Origin of the sequence: Methylophilus sp. TWE2 (genome assembly GCF_001183865.1) — a bacterium.
In the GTDB taxonomy this organism is placed as follows: Bacteria; Pseudomonadota; Gammaproteobacteria; order Burkholderiales; family Methylophilaceae; genus Methylophilus.
In genome coordinates, this window is sequence record NZ_CP012020.1 from 1,663,399 (window position 1) to 1,680,659 (window position 17,261).

A 17,261-nucleotide genomic window follows, 5' to 3' on the forward strand; every position below is an offset into this window, starting at 1 on the left:
TTGACTATGATTATAACGAGCTAAGACTAATGCTTATACTGCGATTCAAATTCTATGAATTCATAACAGCTTTATGTCAGAGAAATTTGCCAATTTTCGATAAGGTATATCAAGTTGTAAATTCCCTATACCCTCTTTTGGGTAATCATTGAATAAATATAATTCACCTACTGATGCTGATTTTGCAGCTTGTAAATCAGTAATGTTATCTCCTATCATGAGAGAGCTTTCCATCTCAAGATTGAAATCTATTTTAGCCTGCATAAACATACCTGGACGTGGTTTTCGGCACTCGCATCTTGCAAGGTATTTTCCAAGACCACTTTCCGGGTGGTGAGGACAGTAATAAATATGATCAATTTTGGAATTGCGCTCTTGGAATTTTTGCTGCATCCATTCACTGAACGATTTAAACTGATCTTCCGTGTAATAACCTCTAGCGATACCTGCCTGGTTTGTGACAATAATCACTTTGTAGTTAAGATCGTTTGCTCTCTTTACCAATTCAAAAATACCATCAACAAATTCGCAATCCTCGGGTTTATGCACATACCCTTTGTCAATGTTGATAACGCCATCCCTGTCAAGAAATAAGGCTTTATTCAATGTGACTCACCATGGATGGAATTTTGGTCTGGGCAAGCTGGTAGTCGGAAGGTATACCTATATCAATAAAATCCGTGACGTCCCCATAAGCATGAATATTAAGATAAGAGCAATATTTCGCTAGAAAGTCAGTTTCGAAAGAAAACTTTTCCGGCAGCTCATATTCATCAAACACCGTCTTATCTAGTATGTAAACACCAGCATTGATCAAACCCTCCCCTGCATTCCCTTTTTCAAGAAAATTAGTCAGGACATTTGACTCATTTACAATAACAGTGCCGTATCTACTAGAGTCCGTAATTTTATAGGTTGCCAAGAGTACTTTTTGATTAGGATTTTTCTCGGCAAATTGAACATATGCAGCTAAATTGATACTGGCAAAAGTATCTCCGTTCATGATCATAACTCTATTTTGATTTATGACTTTGCAAGCTTTATTAATTGCCCCTCCGGTACCAAGTGGCTCAGTCTCAATAACATAATTAATCTTAATCTTCTGGAAATGATCTCCAAAAAATTCCTGGATTTGCTCGTGCAAATATCCGACCGACAAATAAACTTCTGTGATACCTTGCTCCGACAACTCTTTTAATAACCACCATAAGAAAGGTTTACCACTAATGTTCGCGAGCGGTTTGGGTAGATCAGGCACAACACTTTTAAGTCTTGTACCCATCCCACCCGCAAGAATTAATACCGGAATACTCATGATCTTGGAAAAATCTCCATTTCAACCAAGCCACAAATAATATGACCTAACAACAAGTGGCCTTCCTGTATCTTGGGAGTTTCAGTAGAGGGAATCTTGATTTCTATATCACACAATTCAGGACTTACCCAGCCATTTGCCCCAGTCAAACCAATGACAGTAAGCCCTTTTTCTTTTGCTGTTTTCATCGCAGCAACGACATTGACTGACTTACCAGAGGTTGAATAAGCCCAAAAAATATCCCCAGGCAACCCAACTGCCTGCACTTGTCTTGAAAATAACTTGTCATATCCATAATCGTTTCCGATTGCGGTCATGATGGAGGTATCAACTGTTAGTGCAAACGCAGCCAATCCAGGCCGATCATAATTAAAGCGGCTTACAAACTCTCCTGCAATATGTTGTGCATCTGCAGCACTACCGCCATTACCAGCTAGCAACACTTTATTTTGGCTTCTCAGACACTTACATATCACCTCTACAGCACGCTCAACAGCTGACAGGATTGTTTCATCTTTACCTATTAGTTCAAAAATCTGCACAGCCTTTGCTATTTCATTATCAATGAAAGTTCTCATTCTTTTCTCCAGGCATGAGAGCCAAAATCAGTAAAACTACAAGTGGATACTTGCCCCTCAAACTTGGAAAGCACCTTCATCAAGTTAGGGCGCAGAGTTGGCTCTACAAAAAACATAATGAAGCCACCACCCCCAGCCCCTGAAACTTTACCGCACGAAGCACCTGCCTTAATGGCGGCATCATAAATTTCATCAATCAGAGGATTGCTAATACTTTTTGCCATTTGCTTTTTAGAAGCCCAGCCTTGTTGCATTGAGCTCACAAATGCACTGAAGTCTGCTTTCAATATTGCTTCTTTCATTAATTGTGCTTCGGCTTTAACGGCGTGCAATGCATCTAAAGACTGTTTTTGCCCTGTTTTTATATTATTAGCTTGCTCATCAATAATTTTTGCAGACTCTCGTGAGACCCCTGTATAAAACAGTACCAATGAAGATTCAAGTTCAGCCTTAATATGTGGCTTAATCCTTAACGGATTTACAATCACTTTGTCTTTATAAAACTCCATGAAATTAAAACCACCAAAGGTTGCTGCATATTGATCTTGCTTACCGCCGGCAAACTTCAAATCCTCACGTTCAATTTTGTAGGCCAACTGAGCAATTTCATAATCACCCAGCGGCAAACTCAGTAACTCACAAAACGCTTGCACAATAGCAACTACCATTGTAGAGGATGAACCAAGACCTGAACCTGGAGGCGCTTCCGAATGTGTAATAATCGTCACCGGGATAGGAACAAAATTATTAAACTCTTTAATAACTCTGTTATAGACACCCGCATGTAGGTCTAACCCCGGAACTCTCTGAATCTCCGAAGACATATTCCCAACCCACTCTTTGCCGTTATCAGCCGCGATGAAGCTTACTTTGCCATCTGATCTCGTTTGAATAGTTGCGTAAGCATATTTATCAATAGTTACGTTTAGAATATGCCCTCCGAACTCATCTGAGTACGGAGAAACATCTGTACCGCCACCTGCCAAGCCTAATCGCAAGGGTGCTCTGGCTCTTATAGTTGTATTTTTCACTATCATGGCTTGCCTTTAAAAATTAAAATTTTTCCGCTTCTGAAAATAACTTTCCAACTGAGTCTTTGCCTGATAAAGACGGTAGCTCACTGATGGGCCAAGCAATTTTCAAATCAGGATCATTCCAAATAATGCAACGCTCATGTTGAGGCGCATAAAAGTCAGTCGTCTTGTACAAGAACTCAGCCGTCTCAGAAAGCACCACAAACCCGTGCGCGAATCCCTCAGGCACCCATAGCATTCGCTTATTTTCTGCACTAAGTATCTCACCTACCCATTGCCCAAACGTAGGCGATTTAGAACGCAGGTCTACGGCAACATCAAACACTTCACCCTGAGTCACACGGACAAGTTTTCCTTGCGGCTGTTGAATTTGATAATGAAGACCACGCAGTACATGTTTAGAAGATTTTGAGTGATTATCTTGCACAAATCTGGGGCGCAACCCTGTGGCTTCTGCAAACACATTCTCGTTAAAGCTTTCATAAAAAAAGCCGCGTGCATCCCCAAATACTTTAGGTTCAAAAACCACCACATCAGGAATTGCTGTTTTAATCGCCTGCATTAAAACACCCTCTCATTCACAATTTGCATTAAATACTGCCCATAGCCATTTTTCTTATAAAGCTCGGCTTGCTTCAGGAGTTCTTCTGCAGTGATATAGCCCATGCGGTAAGCGATTTCTTCAGGGCAAGCAACCTTGAGCCCTTGACGATTTTCAATGGTTTGAATAAACAATGAGGCCTCAAGCAAGGACTCATGCGTACCCGTATCCAGCCACGCATGGCCACGCCCCATCACCTTCACATTCAGTTGATTTTGTGACAAATATTGTTTATTCACATCGGTGATTTCTAACTCGCCTCTAGGTGAAGGCTTCATATTGGCAGCAATATCACACACCTGGTTGTCATAAAAATACAACCCTGTCACTGCATAGCGTGATTTAGGCTTGGTAGGTTTTTCTTCCAAACTAATCGCCTTGCCTTCAGCGTCAAACTCCACCACACCATAACGCTCAGGATCATGCACCGGGTAAGCAAACACTGTTGCGCCTTCAGTTTGCGTATTTGCAGCCTGTAGGCCTAAGGCTAATTCATGCCCATAAAAAATATTATCGCCCAACACTAAGGCACTCGGATGACCATTAATAAAGTCTTTGCCAATAATAAAAGCCTGGGCCAGGCCATCTGGTGAAGGCTGAACAGCATATTGAATATTCATGCCCCATTGCGATCCATCGCCCAGCAATTGCTCAAATCTTGGAGTATCCTGTGGAGTAGAGATCAGCAAAACATCTTTAATGCCAGACAGCATTAATGTGGACAAGGGGTAATAAACCATGGGCTTGTCATACACCGGAATAAGCTGTTTTGAAACCGCCTGCGTGGCCGGATATAAACGGGTGCCAGACCCCCCTGCCAAAATTATGCCTTTTCTATGTTGCGCCATCATGCATCCTTATAAAATTTGTTTCAGCACATGGGAAACACCGTGTTCCCAGTGTGGCAATTGCAGGTTAAATGTCCGCTGGAACAAGCTGGTGTCCAGACGTGAATTAGCCGGACGTTTAGCAGGCACCGGGTAATCACTGGTCGCAATCGGCTTGATGGTTTCCGGGTGCACTTTCATTGGCTTGCCCGCCTTGATTGCCTCAGCAATCACAAACTGGGCATAGGCATGCCAATTGGTCACGCCAGACGCAACCACGTGATATAAACCGAATGGGAAACCCTGCTGTCCTTGCTGCTTGATACGTCCGACCAATTGCGCCGTTACATCCGCCAGCAAGGCAGCTGAAGTCGGTGCCCCGTATTGATCAGCCACCACACTTAAACTATCGCGCTCAGCCGCCAGGCGCAACATCGTTTTGGCAAAATTGCCACCATGCGCACCGACAACCCAGCTAGTACGCATAATCAAACTCTGCTGGCAACTCTGTTGCAAAGCTAGTTCACCATCTCTTTTTGTCTGGCCGTACACGTTTTGAGGGTTGGTCGCATCACTTTCTTTGTAAAACTGCTCCCCTACTCCTTCAAACACATAATCGGTCGAATAATGAAACACGAACGCGCCTAGCTTTGCTGCCTCTTCCCCCATGATACGGGGCGCATCGGTGTTAACTTTGCGCGCCAGCATTGAATCATTCTCGGCTTTGTCTACCGCGGTATAGGCCGCAGGATTGATAATGCCATCTGGCTTGACCGTCTGGATAAAAGCCCGCAAGTCAGACTCACTAGACAGATCACAATCGTCAAGGTCAATAGCCACCAGTTCGGCCAAAGGCGCTAAACTACGTTGTAGCTCAAACCCCAATTGGCCGTTACATCCCGTCAGTAACAGCTTCATTGATATTGTTTCTCCACCCACTTCATATATTGCCCACTGGTGATGTTTTCAACCCAAGCCTGGTTATCCAGATACCACTGCACCGTTTTGCGTATGCCGGTTTCAAAAGTCTCAGCGGGTTTCCAGCCCAACTCTTTTTCAAGTTTGGTGGCATCAATCGCATAGCGTCTATCATGACCAGGGCGATCTTTGACAAAGGTAATTTGCGTTTTATAAGACTGGCCATCTGCACGAGGTTTCAACTCATCCAGAATATCGCAAATGGTATGCACCACCTCCAGGTTTGGCTTCTCATTCCAGCCACCTACATTGTAGGTTTCACCCAATCGTCCAGCAGACAATACACGACGAATCGCAGTACAGTGATCTTTGACAAACAGCCAGTCACGAATCTGCTGACCATCCCCATAAATCGGCAATGGTTTGCCATTAAGGGCGTTATGAATGACCAATGGAATCAGCTTTTCAGGGAAGTGGTAAGGGCCATAATTATTCGAACAATTGGTAGTTAATACTGGCAAGCCATAAGTATGATGATAAGCACGCACCAAGTGATCAGACGCCGCTTTAGAGGCTGAGTAAGGGCTGTTAGGCTCATAACGATTACGCTCGTTAAACGGCGGATCATTTTTCTCTAGAGTGCCGTATACCTCGTCGGTAGACACATGCAGAAATTTGAAAGCCGCCTTTTCATCATCTTCCAATCCACTCCAATACGCTCGCACTGCTTCCAGCAAGTGAAAGGTACCCACCACATTGGTCTGGATAAAGTCTTCAGGGCCATGAATCGAGCGATCCACATGTGATTCAGCAGCAAAATTCAATACTGCACGAGGCTTGTGCTCAGCCAGCAGTTTGCTTACCAACTCAAAATCACCAATATCACCCTTCACAAAAATATGTTTTTTGTTATCGGCAACGGTTTTCAAATTATCCAAGTTACCCGCATAAGTGAGTTTATCCAGATTGATCACTGGCTCATCCAACTTCTCCAACCAGTCCAATACAAAATTACTGCCGATAAAGCCGGCACCACCAGTGACTAAGATCATAAATAAAATTTACCCTAAATGAATGAAATAACTATGAATCAATGACTAAATTCAGGCCGACTTAATAAAGCCTCATAATCGCGCAAAATATAGTCCCAGCGAAAAGACTCATCAAATCGCTTTTCACTTTGTTGAGAAAGCTGTTTTTGCAAGGATGTATCTGAAATCAAACGCTCTATTTGTTGTGCGCAAGCTTGCTTGCCATCAAAAAATATAGCGCCATCACCACATACCCAGCGATTATAGGGATTGTCATGCGCCAATATTGCGTTACCCGCCCCCAAAGATTCTACCAATGATGGATTCGTGCCACCCACCTGATGTCCATGGACATAAAACATTGCGTAATAACGCAGTGCACTGACCACGGACTTCTCGTAAACTGCACCAATAAACACTACTTCATCAGAAGCTGCCGCTTTTACTGTTTTTTGGTACTCATGTGAGTCAAGGTATTTGCCCAAAACCACCAGTTTTTTACCACGCGGTTTTGCTGACCAAGCCTGAACAACTTCAAGAATACTATTTTCGGGCTCTGCCCTTGCAATTAACACAGCATACTCTTTAGGTTTTAAATCATATTGATCTAAGGCATGAATATCAGCTGAGTCAATTTTTTCCGCGCCATAAGCAATCGTAGTCACTTTATCGGGACTCACTCGCGTCGACAGATGCTCTTTGATTTTAGGATGATCCGCCACCAAATGATTTGCTAACCAACAGCCAGCCCAATCGTTCAACCAGAACCAAAACTTAGCCACCCCACCCCACTTTTGCCGCTTCCATTCAATACCATCCATATTCATCACATTTTTGATGCCTTTAATACGTAATAAGGCAGCAAAAATTGCAGTGTTATAGCCAAGCGTCAAGCACAACTCTTTAGATTTTGATGCATGCCAATTCGCTTTTAAATCAAAAATTATGGTTGATAAAGGTCCATCGCCTTTTACCGGGATGTTAACGCGCTTAATCCCTTGCCATTCATCCTCGTAAATATCACCTTTGCCTTGATGCTGGCAATACACAGTGACATTCCAATTTCTTTTTTGGAGATAAACAGCAAGATACTCGGCAAATGTTTCAAATCCACCATGTGCCGCAGGGACACCACGAATTCCCAGTATTCTTAAATTCATAACAATTGCCAATATTAAAATAATAAATATCTTACAAAGCTCTATGCCAATTCAGACTTAACTTTTTCAACAACTTCTTGAATCCGTTTCGTAGAAAAAAGCCTTCTAACCTGATCTCTCACGGGCAAATTAACATGTTCTTTTTCGAGCAGATAATTCAAAATTGACCTAGAAAAACTATTTGCATCATCAGCTATCGAAATAGTTTCCCTGACAGTTTCCGGGAGCCCATAAATACCTTGAGTTGTAGAAACTATTGGCTGATCTGTCATTATTAAATCAAGCATCTTTACCATGACCCCACTACCAGTTGCAACAGGATTCACCAGAACTTGAGACTGACACATTAATTCAAAGGAATTTGGGACATTTGCCCTTAATTCCACATTTGGGTTGCTCCTACAAAGAGACACAACAGAGTCAAGCGGAGAGGACCCGGCAATTAAAACTTTAACAAAAGGCATTTCTTGTTGAATCAAAGGTAAAACTTCATTAATTAGAAAGAATACGCCATTAACATTATTAGGTGTTTTTAAATTACCTAAAAACAAAATATCAAACTGTTTAGGTTGAGTTCTAATAGCTAATAGTTTGTCTTCATCAATCAAAGCAGACTCAGGCAAAGGTGTTAAAACCTCAATATTTCGCCCCCCTTTTGAGCGCCAATATTTAGCATCATCTACCGAGCAATCAAAAACCAATTTAGCATTATTAATTGCTTTATTTTCGTAGCTCTTAATCGAGTAAGTCTGGAACCATCTCTTCAACTTATTTCCAGAGTTAGTCAGTTGAGAGTACATGTATTTAAATTCGATATTATGAGAACGATAAAAATATGGCAGTTGGATTATTTTTTTATTAAATATCTTCCTATAAAACTCAACCATCCATAAACCTTCAATCCAAATAGCATCAGGCTTAGTTGAGGAAATTAAGCTTTTTACTGCTTTTAAATCATCGGAAATGGGAGTTCGAATAACTACGTGATAAGGAACATTAAAAACAATACTTCTGATAATGTTTGTGGCGTCATGTAATAATGAACGTTTTATCGGCAAACCTAAAGCAAGTATTTCTTTCTGTTTGCAGATATCTTGAAATGCAATATGTTGGTCGTGATCAACAATATCATAAAAATAAATTAAACTGATATCTGCCTGTTTAATAAAGCACTCGATCTTTCTCCAAACATCAGCACGTTGACCATGAATTGCTGGAAACGGAATTTCCGTAGTCAACATTAAAAATCTCATTCTTAACTCCTCGGTCGTACTTATTTTTAGTTCGGCTAAACTGTTATTAGTTACAATCTTGATTTAATAACCTTTGCGGGGACACCACCAATGACTGAGTTTGGTGGGATGACACCCCTTACAACAGCACCTGCAGCAACAACACATCCACGCGAAAGAAAAGCACCATCTAGAAAGGTTACCTTTGCCCCAACCCAACAATCATCCTCAATCACAATTCCCTCCCTCGTAACTCCTTGTTTTCTAATTGGAATATCAGGCAACGAAAAGTTGTGATTCTCAGAATGAAAGCTTACGTATTGGCCCATTATTACATTCTGCCCTATTGAGACACCTCCGGCAGCCCCAATATAAGAATAAGCACCGATTCCAGAATTGTCTCCAATCTTCAATCCAGCCCCCAAATTACTAATCACTCCACTGGCTTGTAATATTGAAAAGGGGCCAATTGAAACATTATTTCCGATACTAATACCATCCCTGCTTAATCCATCAATCGAAACATAATCCCCAATTGTTACCCCTTTACCAAGACATAAATATCTTCTATTTTTTATAGTCACATGTTTTCCGACAAAAACTCTTTGATTTAATTTGCGAGAATAACAAATGCCTCTCAGTAAATTACGTAATCGCTCTAGTGCAATTTGAAAGATTGTTAGTAATCCCAAATTTCCATCTAGCTTATAGCTTTCCCCTTTTATTTTTGAAGCACATTTCTCTATTATCGTCTTCAACATATCCTAAAACCTTTGCATGATCGCTTCAGATATTTTTTCCATACCAATGTCATTCGGGTGAGCGCCGACTCCAGCATTAATCATAGGTTTTTTATATTTCCCTAGATTAATATCCATAGTAGAAAGACCTTTTAAGCTAACGAAAGTGATCTGATTTTTTAGAGAAACATCCATCAAAAGATTATCAATATCAGTCCTCGTCCACCACGTTCCCAAAATAAATACTCTTGATTTTTTCAAATCAATCTTTTGGAGTAGATAATTAATCCGTTCAGAAAAAGCTTTCATTTCATTCGGGCTTATACCTTTAAAATTATCGCCAAGATAAATAACAATATATTCACTACTGTAATCAATAATATTTAGATTCTTTATTTGATCTAAGGAAATTGAAAGATTCTCCAATTGAGAAATATTCACAGGCTCAGCTGTAATCTGAATGTTCCTACGCTCAGCGATTTTTTTTGCTAATACATGACAATAATCAGTAGCCTGAGAGGAAGCGGCCATACCCCACTTACCATCCCAGCCAATATCGGCTTTAGGCAAATGAATTGTCATGCTATTACCAATACAGGTTAACCTTTCCGCATTACATATGGTTGAGACAAAAAGTGCGAAGCTAATAAATAGCGCTTTTAAGAATTTCATTTAAATACATCCGAAATAAGCTCTAAATATTCAAACCCATATTTTTTTGTAGGCTCGATTACTGAACCTTCCCCAAACTCATTCCAGCAGCAAATAACTGTCATTTTCATAGATTTTTCAGGGTATTCATCCATTATTTTTTTAGCGCGCTCTAAATGTAACTTGAATTGTTCAGGATTACTAAAAGACATGTCATGGCATTTGTCTTTACTTCCTTTCCAAGGACTTTTATCCCAGCCAGCAGTAATTGGTGTTATGTATGGGATATTTTGGTTTCTAAAAAACCACTCCCATTGATATTGATATCCATTAGACAACTCTTCGTAACTATGTGAAAACTCAAAAGGCGGTGATTGATCAAGTTTACCTGTGTGGTAGTTATATGCCGAATAGGCTGAATATGGTCCTTTTGTACCATAGGTTTTGAAAAATGGCTCGTAAGCGCCAACGCCTCCAACAAAATAAATACCTTTTAAACCGTTGGACTTAGCTATATTTTGAGCTAATTCAAAGAGTTCTTTAGTAGACTTACCGATCTTTTTCGCATTCTCTTCCAACATGCTTGCAGAAAATATATAGACTACCGGCCAGCCATTTATTGTTTGATATTTAGATTTTTTAAAATAATTTTGGCACCAATAACTGACCATTGACGCAAAATCCTGCTCAGATTTTGGCGTCACAGAATGATTTGCCCACAATAATGAGAATCCTACTGGATAATCATTAGACACTCGCAGGTATGATAATAACGCATGATCAAGATAGGTCTTACCTCCTCCCCAATACCAATCATAAACAACAAAGTTAACATGATATTTGGACATCCACTCGAGGTGAGTACGCGTAACATTGTCATCGCCTTCTTTATACCACCCAAGCAGTGGCTCTCTTTCTGGATAACCTTTAATAGGTTCCCAAGGGAAGGGAGACGGTGCGCCCAATTGGTTATCCTTCCAGCCGGGAAAATAATAAACTCCAACCTTATAATCTCCAGCCCGTGCTTCATCAGAGTATAAAAAGCAAGGGAATACGCCTAATAGGAAAAAAAATAAAATCATTGTTTTATCGATTAACTTTATCACTTCATAGCCTCATAAGTAATTAGTGTTTTATTTAGTTGACTGGCAATAGAAAACAATTCAAATTGTCGCTGCGCCCCCATATGCCCCATTCTTTTTCTTAGTTTTTTGTCAGCGGTGAGAGTGGTAATTGTATCAGCCAGCTTTTGAGCATTCTTTGGCTCAAACAATAGTCCTGTTTCTTCATGGATTACAATATCAAGTAAACCTCCATGTGCCGCCGCAATTACGGGCAAACTTGCTGCCATCGCTTCTATAGCAACCATACCAAAAGGTTCTGGCTCTGTTGAAGGCACAACAGCAATATCTGTTCCAAACCAAATGGGCCAAATATCGTCCACAAACTCAATGAAAGTCACATGCTTTTCAATGCCCAACGAATTTGCTAAAGCCTTTAATTGTTCTGGAAGAAACTCAAGGCCAGGAGCGGCACTCCCAACAATTACAAATTTCAGCCGGCTAATCCGGTTATTCTGTTTAATCAATGAAGCGGCCTCTAACAATAGCTCCTGGCCCTTCCATTTATTTAATCTACCCGCCAAAGTTATGACAAGATCATCTTCAGTAGCGCCGACAGTATGTCTAAATTTTTTGATTGATTCATCAGAAGGTCTTATAACATCTGGAAGACCATTAAAAATGACAACTGAGCGATTCGCTAAAGCAGGCTCTTCTGTAAGAAGCCATTTCTCGGTTAGAGTTGAATTCGACACTACCTTGTGAGAAAAAAGACGAATAATTAAGGGGAAAGTTTTACTCACGATTCTTGGAGTAAGAATAATTTCATGAACATGCCAAAGATGCTTTTTTCTTTTTAAAAAAGCCCATACAGCACCTGACAAGACTGCTAAAGTATTCGAATGAATGATATCCACATTTCGGTTATTAACGATCTTATTTATTTCTTTTAAAGATATAACCAACTCACCAAACAAACGTACTAAGCCACTCAAACTAAAAACTTTTCGACTAATTTTGGCTACTTTGGCGACATGAACTTCAACGTTAGACTCTTCGAGTGCTCGCTTTAATGGCCCATCATCGGGTAAAACAACAATAGGATGAAATCTGTTTGTCTGAAGCAGACCACGAGCTAAATATAAAATAACCTTATCAGAACCATACATTTCAGAAGATTGATGAACAAGTAATATATTTTTCATGATTAATATGAGCCCTAGCCTAATGAGATGGGCCTCATTTATATTTAATTGAAGGAGCAGACTTTAACGCTTTAGGAAAAGGATGCCTTTAACTGCGGCAATAGCTTGTTTCCATTTCCCTTTAACAGTGAACTTTAGTACATCAATACTTGCATAAAGCAGTACTGTAGGAAAAAAAATTGGATAAAATCGCCAAGTGAATTTGAGCCTATTTCTATATAAATAATAAATAGAGAGAGGAGAACCACCACTCGCAGAGGTGCCTATTGATGCACCTTCTTTGTGATAGACGACACTTTTTGGGGCATAACCAAGTTTAAATTTAGATTTTCCACGGGTTGCCCAATCGATTTCTTCTGAATATAAAAAATAATCTTCTTGCATCAACCCAACAGTTTCTACAAATGAGCGTCTTACTAGCATAGCAGCCCCAACTACATAGCTCATTTGCCGCTCGATCGTCTCATAATCAGTGGGTAGCAATTGTGGTGAGGAGAAAGCACCGATGTGAGCTGACCGACCAGTATATTTAGAGTAAACAGCCCCACCCATTGCTTGTAGTTTATTTCGCTCGTGGTAATACACCAAGGTCGATCCACATAAACCAATTGCCTGATTAGCCTTCATTCGCTCTACTGCATGATATAGAGCATCTGGTTCAATGATTGTATCGTTATTAAGCAACCAAATATATTCACAATTGTCTTGCTTTAAAGCAAATTTAATACCTATGTTATTACCTCCAGCAAAACCCCAATTACCCTGATTATCAATAATTGTTAGGCTTGTAATGGTTTCACGAGAGGAAGATTGAAGTTGCGATTTAGTAAAAAATTGATAATTTGCACTCCCTAAATTGATCTGTGCCCATTCTTCAATATGAAAAATGGAGTTATCTGAAGATCCATTATCACACACAACAACACAAAAATTAACATTTTTAGACTTGTAAAGACTATCCAGACATTGAATGGTATCTTTCCAGCCATTCCAATTTAATACCACGACATATACAGTCATTGGATACCTTTTGTTTTATTACCCATATAGGGGAATGTTGAAGCCATAAGCAACCAGAATAAAGTCATGTTATTAACGATAGATAAAATCGAGAATGTCGTTACTAATGCTAAGCAACTTGCTACGCAAGCACCCACGAATAATCCCTCGTCCCCTGTACGAAAGATTGCATATTTAAATCCTTTGAAACAAAAAACCACAATTAATAATAAAAATAATATCAGTCCAATATAGCCACTATCCAGTGCAATAGTTAACAGATAACTATCAATCGTATGAATTCCATTCGAATTCGTGATGCCCGCCTTAATAACTGCCATTCCTTGACCAAACCCCCAAAATGGGCTGTCCCACAATGCTTTTATTCCCATATTAATCATAACCATGCGCCATGAAGAGCTTCCAGATTCTGTGTGCCCGCCTCCGTAAGTTAACTCTTGTAAAATATAAGCACCGATTCCCATCCCGACAAATAGTATTGGTATGCCCAGAAGCGCTACGAATTTAGAAATCTTGCCGTGAACAATCGCTTTGCTCCAGAAAAGTGCACCCATAAAGGCAATAGCTACAACAAAACTCGCAATACCTGAACGTGAACCGGATTTAATAATTGCCAGAAAAGTAATCGGTAATATCAAAAATGACAACAACCTCCAAAATCTATTAAACCCATAAAATATGCCATAGATAGACATCGGAATAAGAGCTGCCGCAAATTGTGAAAAAACAATGGGATGATCGAAAGTAGATTGAACTCGATAAGCACCAGAACGTATTTTCTCGGCTGTAATTGTTGCGATAACCTTTGACAACTCTCCATCGGTATCTTGAGGTGCAAATCCGACAAAATAATTCTTTTGTTGGAAGGCCTCTACTAAACCAGCAAAACTAACAATAAAGCCAGCCAAAAGAATATAGTGAACCATTCTCTTTGGTCCTTCATCATATGACGCTATAACAAGACCAAAAAGTAAAAAAGAAGAAACGAAAATTGTTTCTCGCATGAATTCAAGAACTGACGAAACGGGATATTCACCTAAAAAATTTGCAATAAGACGCCATACCAACCAAATAATTGCAAGTTTGAATATCCAGCCACCGTTTTTAATCGTTTTATATAAGTTAGAACTAAAACTAGGGGAGTATGTTGCTGATAATATAATGACAATACAAGTTACAAACTCAGTTAATGTTAGAGGGTTTATTTTTGGCAATGGTCCTAAATTAAAAAAGAAGTATCGAGGCCAGACAATTGATAAAACAACAACAAGTGTGGTTAACCCAATTAATAATTGATTTGGGGCAGCATTAGATTTTTCCCTTAATCCCCAAGCGATAATAATTATAAAAAAGGCGAAGATGATCAATGAGAGGCGAACTACGAAACCTGGGGGAAAGAATAGAATGATTCCGGCAAATGCTAAGCAAAAGAGCCCAAGCATAAAGGCAAATATGACATTCGTAACAGCTTCTTTTTTGTATAGTTTAGCCATGATTTATTTAGCTGTTGAAATTAGCGTTTCCTGAACAACATCTTCATATTTTTTTAGCAAATGGTTAACTTGCTGCAATGCCTTGTCAATCTCATCTTTCAAGACTTCGCGATTTTCGAGGCCTTCGAGTATTTTCTTTATGGCTTCATCTTCAGAGTCTTTTTTACAATCTGCAATTCTGTGATATCCCAAGGAACCAAATAAACCATTAAATTTTCTGCTGTAAGCCATTGGAACAACGGGAACACCAGAAGAGAAAGCCGCCACACAAGCATGCATTCTCCCACCCACAAAGAAATCCATCCCTGCGATATAACCTTTAACCTCACTTGGCCTATTAAAAACTGGAGCCAGTATTAAGCGTGGATTTTTACTTGCCAATTCTTTGGCGACTGACCAATCATCTTCAACCGTAAGCTGGGAATCAACAACATGCGAAATAAGATGAATCTCCACATTGGGTAACTCTAAGAGTTTCTCTAGAAGTTTGATTACAGTATCCCGATAATTGATGCTTAAATTGAATTGGTTATTTTGCGTATATCCACCATTAAAGAGTAATCCAGATATATTCAAACCAAATTTAATCGCTTTACTGTCCTCAAATTGTTTTTTTGTGAATGGCAGCCTAAATGCTACATCTATAGACTCAAGAGCATTGGAACGAATGCCTATTTTCTCTAGGTAATCTTTAGAAAGAAAATCTCTAGCAAATACTTTTCTTGCCTTACGCATTACTTGCTTAGCCATTAATCTGGCAAATATATTTGAGAAAGGGCCAATAGTCTGGGGCGCCAAAATAACAGGGACACTTAATAAGTGAGCAATGTTTTTACTGAGCCATAAGTAGAAGAATCTTTTAAAGCCATAAATATCAGCAAAACTATCACCCTCACCAATATCAACAATAAAATCACATTGGCGCACTAACTTTAAAAAACTCTTATTGAACACTCTCGCAACATGACATTCAATTGAGTGGCCAGCGCTATTCAATTCATTTTCTAAAGACTCAATACCAAAAGCACCTGATCCTAGAATCAAGAAATTTACTTTAATATTATTCTTGTCAGCAATGGCTTTTATGATTGATATATTTGACTCAGTGAGTGCTCCAACACCAAGATTCCCTGATGCTAAGGAATGCCATAACAGGCCGACTGTTACTTCTTTATTTTTTAAATTCATTGCTTCTCGCCACTTGTCCGTTTAAATGTACCCCATGCATGCTTCACCCAAACTATTGGATTAATCATCGTCGAGGTTTTGAGCAAACCCAAATTTTTATATTTTACAAATCTGTGGTTAACCAACCCAGCTGCAATTATTCTCCCCAGTACAACCTTCTTACGAGTAACTTGATATGGTTGCATTTTTTCAATTTCATCGACATTCAATGAGCTAGCATCGATTGCTTTTTCATGCAGAGCTTCCTTAATTAAAGCTTCGCCAGCAGTAGTACGACTTAATATAAGACTACGCCCATCACGTTCAGTAAAATCGGGATATCCATCTTTACCATACCAAGCATCAGCACAAACTATATCGGCAAACTCACCTGTACCATCCGGGCATAACTTACAACGGAACTGCAAGGTTTTACCTAATATATTGCCCCATGATGAGTTGTAATCCATTTCAAATGACTGTCCATCATTTTGGATAGCTTTTGCCATACCAGGCCAGCCATCTCCACGGTATCGGAAAGATACCAATTTCGACTTGTCTGCACCCATTACATTTAAAACTTCATTAGTTGCATGGAGACTGGGCATACCTGCACACATAAACGAAATTAAATATTTTATTTGGTGAGCATATTTTTTATTCGCAGACAAGAAGTGCCGTAATCCAGCTACGTCACATGGCTTACCGATAAATGCAAATGTTTCACCAGACTTTAATAATTCAATAATTCTCTCTAATGGAGCTGATGGCGCATATCTTGATCCCGCAGCTCTAATGACATCATCTTTCGTTCGGCTTATTTGTAGAATATTCTTTAAAGGCTCTGCAGGACTTACAGCAGTTTGTGCAATAAAGTCTACCTTTTTTGTTTCAAGCAAATAAATCGCAAGGGCAGAAATTACCCCTCCAGAAGAGCCTTGCTTTCTTACGGTTGAATCGATGGAAAAACCCGTTCTTGTGTTAATAAGTGGGCCCCAAAGTGGGTGATATTGAATACTATTTGCTGAATGCTCTAGGTGGATTCCTGGACAAAACTCTTTAATTGCAGCCTGATCATTTTTTGATAATGGCTTTAAGACTACCGGTCGCAAGTAGCCTGAGTTGTTAATTTGCATTTCCAAAGCATTAGGTTCACTTATTGAGACACATAAACCACAACCAGTGCAATAACCTTTTGCTTTGATTTCATCAATAATTGTTGTCATTA

18 protein-coding genes are annotated in these 17,261 nt (G+C 39.6%); all 18 read right to left on the reverse strand.

Translation table 11 applies throughout. The features are described from left to right. Positions 1–60: 60 nt before the first annotated feature. Positions 61–606, reverse strand: coding sequence for a D-glycero-beta-D-manno-heptose 1,7-bisphosphate 7-phosphatase (gene gmhB / locus ACJ67_RS08015; protein WP_049638620.1), 546 nt, complete (start codon positions 604–606; stop codon positions 61–63). Further along, positions 599–1,315 carry a nucleotidyltransferase family protein gene (locus ACJ67_RS08020; RefSeq protein WP_049638621.1) on the reverse strand — a complete coding sequence of 239 codons (717 nt, stop codon included), beginning with the start codon at positions 1,313–1,315 and terminating at the stop codon, positions 599–601. Before ACJ67_RS08020 ends, gmhB begins: the two co-directional genes overlap by 8 nt. Beyond that, complete coding sequence (locus tag ACJ67_RS08025) at positions 1,312–1,893, reverse strand: SIS domain-containing protein (RefSeq protein ID WP_049638622.1); 582 nt, start codon at positions 1,891–1,893, stop codon at positions 1,312–1,314. The genes ACJ67_RS08020 and ACJ67_RS08025 overlap by 4 nt, the downstream gene beginning before the upstream one ends. Next, positions 1,890–2,930, reverse strand: coding sequence for a dehydrogenase (locus ACJ67_RS08030; protein WP_049638623.1), 1,041 nt, complete (start codon positions 2,928–2,930; stop codon positions 1,890–1,892). Before ACJ67_RS08030 ends, ACJ67_RS08025 begins: the two co-directional genes overlap by 4 nt. 16 nt (positions 2,931–2,946) lie before the next feature. Then, positions 2,947–3,489 (reverse strand): dTDP-4-dehydrorhamnose 3,5-epimerase, encoded by a 543-nt coding sequence (rfbC, locus tag ACJ67_RS08035; protein WP_049638624.1) that lies wholly within the window; start codon positions 3,487–3,489, stop codon positions 2,947–2,949. Then, positions 3,489–4,376: a glucose-1-phosphate thymidylyltransferase RfbA gene (gene rfbA / locus ACJ67_RS08040; RefSeq protein WP_049638625.1), complete on the reverse strand. Its 888-nt coding sequence runs from the start codon at positions 4,374–4,376 to the stop codon at positions 3,489–3,491. Before rfbA ends, rfbC begins: the two co-directional genes overlap by 1 nt. A 9-nt stretch (positions 4,377–4,385) precedes the next feature. Beyond that, positions 4,386–5,273: a dTDP-4-dehydrorhamnose reductase gene (rfbD, locus tag ACJ67_RS08045; RefSeq protein ID WP_049638626.1), complete on the reverse strand. Its 888-nt coding sequence runs from the start codon at positions 5,271–5,273 to the stop codon at positions 4,386–4,388. Beyond that, on the reverse strand, positions 5,270–6,325 hold the full coding sequence (rfbB, locus tag ACJ67_RS08050) for a dTDP-glucose 4,6-dehydratase (RefSeq protein ID WP_049638627.1): 1,056 nt from the start codon (positions 6,323–6,325) through the stop codon (positions 5,270–5,272). Before rfbB ends, rfbD begins: the two co-directional genes overlap by 4 nt. A 38-nt stretch (positions 6,326–6,363) precedes the next feature. Next, the gene (locus ACJ67_RS08055) at positions 6,364–7,464 is read right to left on the reverse strand and encodes a DUF1972 domain-containing protein (protein WP_049638628.1); all 1,101 of its coding nucleotides are present in this window, start codon (positions 7,462–7,464) and stop codon (positions 6,364–6,366) included. Positions 7,465–7,505: 41 nt separating this feature from the next. Then, positions 7,506–8,717: a glycosyltransferase family 4 protein gene (locus tag ACJ67_RS08060; protein WP_049638629.1), complete on the reverse strand. Its 1,212-nt coding sequence runs from the start codon at positions 8,715–8,717 to the stop codon at positions 7,506–7,508. 50 nt (positions 8,718–8,767) lie between these two features. Beyond that, positions 8,768–9,457: a DapH/DapD/GlmU-related protein gene (locus ACJ67_RS08065; RefSeq protein WP_049638630.1), complete on the reverse strand. Its 690-nt coding sequence runs from the start codon at positions 9,455–9,457 to the stop codon at positions 8,768–8,770. 3 nt (positions 9,458–9,460) lie between these two features. Further along, positions 9,461–10,108: a hypothetical protein gene (locus ACJ67_RS08070; protein WP_049638631.1), complete on the reverse strand. Its 648-nt coding sequence runs from the start codon at positions 10,106–10,108 to the stop codon at positions 9,461–9,463. Beyond that, positions 10,105–11,193 (reverse strand): glycoside hydrolase family 99-like domain-containing protein, encoded by a 1,089-nt coding sequence (locus ACJ67_RS08075; RefSeq protein ID WP_049638632.1) that lies wholly within the window; start codon positions 11,191–11,193, stop codon positions 10,105–10,107. The genes ACJ67_RS08070 and ACJ67_RS08075 overlap by 4 nt, the downstream gene beginning before the upstream one ends. Then, positions 11,190–12,353: a glycosyltransferase family 4 protein gene (locus ACJ67_RS08080; protein WP_082163964.1), complete on the reverse strand. Its 1,164-nt coding sequence runs from the start codon at positions 12,351–12,353 to the stop codon at positions 11,190–11,192. The genes ACJ67_RS08075 and ACJ67_RS08080 overlap by 4 nt, the downstream gene beginning before the upstream one ends. 63 nt (positions 12,354–12,416) lie before the next feature. Further along, positions 12,417–13,373 (reverse strand): glycosyltransferase family 2 protein, encoded by a 957-nt coding sequence (locus ACJ67_RS08085; protein WP_049638634.1) that lies wholly within the window; start codon positions 13,371–13,373, stop codon positions 12,417–12,419. Further along, entirely contained in the window at positions 13,370–14,866 is a 1,497-nt protein-coding gene (locus tag ACJ67_RS08090; RefSeq protein ID WP_049638635.1) for an O-antigen ligase, read from the reverse strand. The genes ACJ67_RS08085 and ACJ67_RS08090 overlap by 4 nt, the downstream gene beginning before the upstream one ends. 3 nt (positions 14,867–14,869) lie before the next feature. Then, on the reverse strand, positions 14,870–16,054 hold the full coding sequence (locus tag ACJ67_RS08095) for a polysaccharide pyruvyl transferase family protein (RefSeq protein ID WP_049638636.1): 1,185 nt from the start codon (positions 16,052–16,054) through the stop codon (positions 14,870–14,872). Further along, entirely contained in the window at positions 16,051–17,259 is a 1,209-nt protein-coding gene (locus ACJ67_RS08100) for a Coenzyme F420 hydrogenase/dehydrogenase, beta subunit C-terminal domain (protein WP_049638637.1), read from the reverse strand. The genes ACJ67_RS08095 and ACJ67_RS08100 overlap by 4 nt, the downstream gene beginning before the upstream one ends. Positions 17,260–17,261 lie beyond the last annotated feature (2 nt).

Bases quoted from the DNA above. Each gene is read 5' to 3' on its own strand.
- ACJ67_RS08025 (WP_049638622.1), bottom strand. From the start codon at position 1,893: ATGAGAACTTTCATTGATAATGAAATAGCAAAGGCTGTGCAGATTTTT.
- ACJ67_RS08090 (WP_049638635.1), bottom strand. From the start codon at position 14,866: ATGGCTAAACTATACAAAAAAGAAGCTGTTACGAATGTCATATTTGCC.
- ACJ67_RS08085 (WP_049638634.1), bottom strand. From the start codon at position 13,373: ATGACTGTATATGTCGTGGTATTAAATTGGAATGGCTGGAAAGATACC.
- ACJ67_RS08055 (WP_049638628.1), bottom strand. From the start codon at position 7,464: ATGAATTTAAGAATACTGGGAATTCGTGGTGTCCCTGCGGCACATGGT.
- ACJ67_RS08030 (WP_049638623.1), bottom strand. From the start codon at position 2,930: ATGATAGTGAAAAATACAACTATAAGAGCCAGAGCACCCTTGCGATTA.
- ACJ67_RS08070 (WP_049638631.1), bottom strand. From the start codon at position 10,108: ATGAAATTCTTAAAAGCGCTATTTATTAGCTTCGCACTTTTTGTCTCA.
- ACJ67_RS08100 (WP_049638637.1), bottom strand. From the start codon at position 17,259: ATGACAACAATTATTGATGAAATCAAAGCAAAAGGTTATTGCACTGGT.
- ACJ67_RS08095 (WP_049638636.1), bottom strand. From the start codon at position 16,054: ATGAATTTAAAAAATAAAGAAGTAACAGTCGGCCTGTTATGGCATTCC.
- ACJ67_RS08060 (WP_049638629.1), bottom strand. From the start codon at position 8,717: ATGAGATTTTTAATGTTGACTACGGAAATTCCGTTTCCAGCAATTCAT.
- rfbA (WP_049638625.1), bottom strand. From the start codon at position 4,376: ATGGCGCAACATAGAAAAGGCATAATTTTGGCAGGGGGGTCTGGCACC.
- ACJ67_RS08020 (WP_049638621.1), bottom strand. From the start codon at position 1,315: ATGAGTATTCCGGTATTAATTCTTGCGGGTGGGATGGGTACAAGACTT.
- rfbC (WP_049638624.1), bottom strand. From the start codon at position 3,489: ATGCAGGCGATTAAAACAGCAATTCCTGATGTGGTGGTTTTTGAACCT.
- rfbD (WP_049638626.1), bottom strand. From the start codon at position 5,273: ATGAAGCTGTTACTGACGGGATGTAACGGCCAATTGGGGTTTGAGCTA.
- ACJ67_RS08080 (WP_082163964.1), bottom strand. From the start codon at position 12,353: ATGAAAAATATATTACTTGTTCATCAATCTTCTGAAATGTATGGTTCT.
- ACJ67_RS08065 (WP_049638630.1), bottom strand. From the start codon at position 9,457: ATGTTGAAGACGATAATAGAGAAATGTGCTTCAAAAATAAAAGGGGAA.
- rfbB (WP_049638627.1), bottom strand. From the start codon at position 6,325: ATGATCTTAGTCACTGGTGGTGCCGGCTTTATCGGCAGTAATTTTGTA.